Genomic DNA, 4,189 nt, shown 5'->3' on the forward strand with positions numbered 1-4,189 from the left:
ACCGCGTATGGAAGCGATTCTTGGGTGGATTTTAATTTTGATTTGAGTGCATATGCCGGTCGTGATGTGCAAATCAGTGTGGTCTATAAAACCGATGAAGCAGTTGGTGATTATGGTATGGCGATTGATGATATTCAATTAACTAACCAAGGCACGGTATTTTATATCGATGGAGCTGAATCAAGCGGCGTTGCAACGCTATCTGGTTTTAGCCGTATTGAAGATAGTCTTGCTGGTAAAGCGAGACGTTACATTGTGCAATTACGCAGCCACCAAGGTGTAGATGCTGGGCTGGTTTATGACAAATACGAATCCGGTGTGCTGTTATGGTTAGAAAACTTTAATCAAACAGATAACAATGTCTCTGATCATCCAGGGGAAGGGTTAATTGGCGTGGTTGATGCAGACCAAAATTTGATTGGCAGTCAATCTACTGATGTGCAAATTCGCGATGCAGCATTTAGCTTATTTGCCCAAAGTACATACAGTGGTGATAACCACTTAGCTGCCGAGCCACTATTTGATGACAACCGTGATTACAGCGCGCCGCTAAAACCACAGGCCGGGCTGATATTGCCTGAGTTAGGCCTAACCATGCAAGTCACAGAGCAAGCAACAGACAGCAGTACTGCAACTGTTGAATTTGCTTTGTCTGACAGCAGCGTGCTACCACCGGTTACACTTGTCGCCGACATTAATGCACAAGCAACCGGTGCAGATGTTAGTTTTAATGTGGTCGTGAGTGGCGGCGCTGATTACACTTATACATGGTCGTTTGGCGTGAATAATGCCACCAGTACCGATACTGCCCCTAGCTATACTTATTCCACATCGGGTGATTATAACGTCAGTGTTATTGTTACCGATGGCGCGGGTAATACCGTGACAGCAACCGAAGTAGTCCGAGTGGTTATTCTGCCAATAGCAGCTTTTACTTTATTACCGACTAACTTAACTGTGGCTCTGACAAACACCTCCAGCCAAGGTTTTGGTAATTTGACTTATCAATGGGACTTTGGCGATAGCAGTACTAGTACGGCGCAAAGTCCAAGTCATACCTATACAGCCGCTGGCACTTATACCATTACCTTAAAGACCACCGATTCTCAGGGTAATGAGTCGACAGCAAATCAAGCAATCACTGTATCGACGCCAATAGTGGCTGTGACTACACCAACCACAACAGACAGTGGTAGTAGCGGCGGTAGTTTGGGATGGTTAAGTGTATTGATGCTAGGCCTATTAGGTTATCACCGCAAACGGGTTTAGTGTTACGTACCTAAATAACAGAAACGCCCGTAAGGGCGTTTTTTGTTTTGATTACGGAGTCAAATTTTCGAGACCGGATTTGCATTAATATTAAATGCTTTGGTTGATGTACTCGACCGCAGCAGGCAGAAATATTTCGCTGACAATTAGCTGTGAACCGTGCAAGTTAAAGTAACGTCTACGTCCCCATAAACTACTATTAACCTGTTGATTTAAGCTGGTGGCTAGGGCAGCTAAACGGCCACAGGTTTCAAACTGAGCGACTTCAATATTGCCGGGAGTAATGTCTGGGCTACTAAACAGTAATTCACCTAAAGGCCGAGTGCCAAGGCGAGTAAAATCATTCTGTTGCTCACGAATCTGTTTATCATCAGCATTTTGATAGTTAGGGGTTTGAGAGCCTAAAATCGTTTGTGGGATCAGTGTGCGGGCAAATACCCACGGGGTACCGTCAAGACACAATAATACTTCGCGGATCCAAACGGGGTTAGTTTGAGCAGGAAATTCATCCGCCAGAGGCTCAAGTAAATGCTCGCCTAACACTTTTACTTCAAAGTGTTTGCAGTGTGTCTTGAGGCGTTGGGTCAAACTTCCGGTTGCTAATAGCCACTCTTTAAGTTGGCTATGAGGCAATGAATCGATCTTTTGTGGCGAAAACCAATGAATTGATTCACCATAAGGAAAGCTAATACTGGTCACGTTCATCTAAAACTCGTTACAATATATCTCAACGGCAGTAGTCTATCATGTCAAAGATGAGCAAACACTCTTAGGGAGTGGGCACGATGGCTTATTTAATTAACGTTCCACATTAAAAGGGTGTCTCTCACTATGAAGAAATTGGTTTCAACGTTAGTTATGCTGTGTTGTTTCGCATTTAATGTCCATGCTGCAGATGAACCAGCGGTCGAAGATTATGCTTATTACGGTTTTGAGCCTGATATTGTAACTAACTATATTTCTAACCGTAAAAAGTTAGGCTTTGTTAAAATCAGTGTCGAATTGATGGTAAAAGATCCGAACGATTTAATGAGCTTAGAACATCACGATCCTTTGTTACGCTCGGCCATTGTTGAAATTTTGGGTAATCAGTCAGAAGAAAAGGTTAAATCCTTATCAGGGCGTGAAGAGATCCGCCGCGAATGCTATGAGACGGTCAACCGCCTTATGGAGCAAGAAGTCGGTCGCTCTATTGTGGTGAACTTATTATTTACTAAATATTTATACGATTAATGACTCGCTCAACAACGCCTCCGATGCGAGCCAAGCATAGTAGTGCTAAGCGCTCACCAAGCCGATCAGCGGCCAAGGTTAATCCTGTTTCAGTAAAGCCCAATAAGCCTCTGTTATCGAAAGCATTACATCCGCGTAATGCCCATCTACAGGGTTATGACTTTGCTACATTGATTATTGCTATGCCAGCGCTAGCCGCTTTTGTGCGTCCAAATCCTTATGGTAATCCTTCTATTGATTTTGCTGACCCTAAAGCAGTAAAAAGCCTTAATGCAGCATTATTGCTGAGCGAATATCACATTAATGGTTGGGATATTCCTGAAGGATATTTATGCCCGCCAGTACCAGGACGAGTAGATTATTTGCATTACATTGCTGATTTATTAGCGGTTAAAGGCAAAGTAGTCAAAGGGGCAAGTATTCGAGGGTTAGATATCGGCACTGGTGCCAATGGCATTTATCCATTGCTGGGTATTCAAACCTACGGTTGGCAATTTGTGGCGTCGGATATTGATCCTGTTTCTATCGACAATGTTGCTAAAATTGCTCAGCAAAACGAGAAGATTACGGCTCATTTACAGTTAAGATTACAGCCGCAACCGGAGCATATATTTAAGAATATTATTGCCGCAGATGAACGGTTTGACGTCACCTTGTGTAATCCACCGTTTCATCGCTCACTTGCGGAAGCTTCAGAAGGTTCATTACGAAAAGTTAAAAATCTAGCCAAAAACCAGCAACAAAAACATGGTCAGCAATCGCGTAAGTTAGCGGTTAGTCAGGCTAAACCTACGCTTAATTTTGGCGGTCAAAAAGCCGAGTTATGGTGCCAGGGAGGCGAGCAACAATTTTTAGCCAACATGATCAAGCAAAGCCGCGACTATGCCAACCAAGTGCTATGGTTTACGTCACTCGTGTCAAAGTCAGACAATCTCAAACCTTGTTATCAATTACTTAAACAGCTTAATGCAGTGGAAGTAAAAACTATCGAGATGACACAAGGTAATAAAGCGACCCGTATTTTAGCGTGGAGTTTTTTAACCCCAGCAATACACCAACAATGGGCCACATTACGTCCTTAATCTTTAGTGGCATCAAACTCAATTGTTTCACTGCCGTGATATACCAAAAAATGTCGCCCTTTTGCACGAGCTATTAAGGTAATACCCATCTGCATGGCCAAATCTAGGCCCATTTGGGTAACGCCACTGCGTGACAACAATACAGGTATGCCCATTTTAGCGACTTTGATAACCATTTCTGACGTTAATCTACCTGTGGTGTAGAAAATCTTATCGTGTCCCGATTGCTGATCTAACCACATATCTCCCGCCAACGTATCAACGGCATTGTGGCGGCCAACATCTTCAACAAATGCTAAAATTTGTTCGTCTTGGCATATTCCGCAACCATGCACAGCGCCGGCATTTTTATAGGTTTCATTGTAAGCATTGATATTGCCGAGTAAGGCATAAATAGTCGATTGTTTGAGTGATGGAGTAGGTAAATCAATCTCATCTAAGCCTTGTAAAAATCCACCGTAAACAGTGCCTTGGCCACAACCTGACGTCACCGTTTTTTCAGACAATTTCTGCTCAATATCTTCAGAAACCTCTTGGGTAATCACCGCCGCAGAACTGACTTCCCAATCAACGATAACCGACTCTAATAGACTTAACTCGCTAAT

At 43.3% G+C, this 4,189-nt stretch carries 5 protein-coding genes; 3 read left to right on the top strand and 2 right to left on the bottom strand.

Annotation, left to right across the window (positions count from 1 at the left end):
* The coding region (locus tag CXF78_RS13360; RefSeq protein WP_145991447.1) for a PKD domain-containing protein at positions 1-1,269 on the top strand (1,269 nt) is incomplete at its 5' end.
* A 90-nt stretch (positions 1,270-1,359) separates the two neighbouring features.
* Here the strand turns inward: CXF78_RS13360 and CXF78_RS13365 are convergent.
* Positions 1,360-1,974, bottom strand: a complete 615-nt coding sequence (locus CXF78_RS13365) for a chorismate--pyruvate lyase family protein (protein WP_011635540.1) — start codon at positions 1,972-1,974, stop codon at positions 1,360-1,362.
* A 126-nt stretch (positions 1,975-2,100) separates the two neighbouring features.
* Between CXF78_RS13365 and CXF78_RS13370 the strand changes: the two genes are divergently transcribed.
* Both CXF78_RS13370 and rlmF read left to right on the top strand, forming a co-directional pair.
* On the top strand, positions 2,101-2,502 hold the full coding sequence (locus CXF78_RS13370) for a flagellar basal body-associated protein FliL (protein ID WP_011635541.1): 402 nt from the start codon (positions 2,101-2,103) through the stop codon (positions 2,500-2,502).
* Positions 2,502-3,584 carry a 23S rRNA (adenine(1618)-N(6))-methyltransferase RlmF gene (rlmF, locus tag CXF78_RS13375; protein WP_102037072.1) on the top strand — a complete coding sequence of 361 codons (1,083 nt, stop codon included), beginning with the start codon at positions 2,502-2,504 and terminating at the stop codon, positions 3,582-3,584. The genes CXF78_RS13370 and rlmF overlap by 1 nt, the downstream gene beginning before the upstream one ends.
* On the opposite strand, the gene CXF78_RS13380 is transcribed toward rlmF, so the two are convergent.
* The coding region (locus CXF78_RS13380) for a formate dehydrogenase accessory sulfurtransferase FdhD (RefSeq protein WP_102037073.1) at positions 3,581-4,189 on the bottom strand (609 nt) is incomplete at its 5' end. The genes rlmF and CXF78_RS13380 overlap by 4 nt on opposite strands.

The organism is Shewanella sp. 11B5 (genome assembly GCF_002836795.1).
Classification (GTDB): Bacteria; Pseudomonadota; Gammaproteobacteria; order Enterobacterales; family Shewanellaceae; genus Shewanella; species Shewanella frigidimarina.

Bases quoted from the DNA above. Each gene is read 5' to 3' on its own strand.
- CXF78_RS13365 (WP_011635540.1), bottom strand. From the start codon at position 1,974: ATGAACGTGACCAGTATTAGCTTTCCTTATGGTGAATCAATTCATTGG.
- CXF78_RS13370 (WP_011635541.1), top strand. From the start codon at position 2,101: ATGAAGAAATTGGTTTCAACGTTAGTTATGCTGTGTTGTTTCGCATTT.
- rlmF (WP_102037072.1), top strand. From the start codon at position 2,502: ATGACTCGCTCAACAACGCCTCCGATGCGAGCCAAGCATAGTAGTGCT.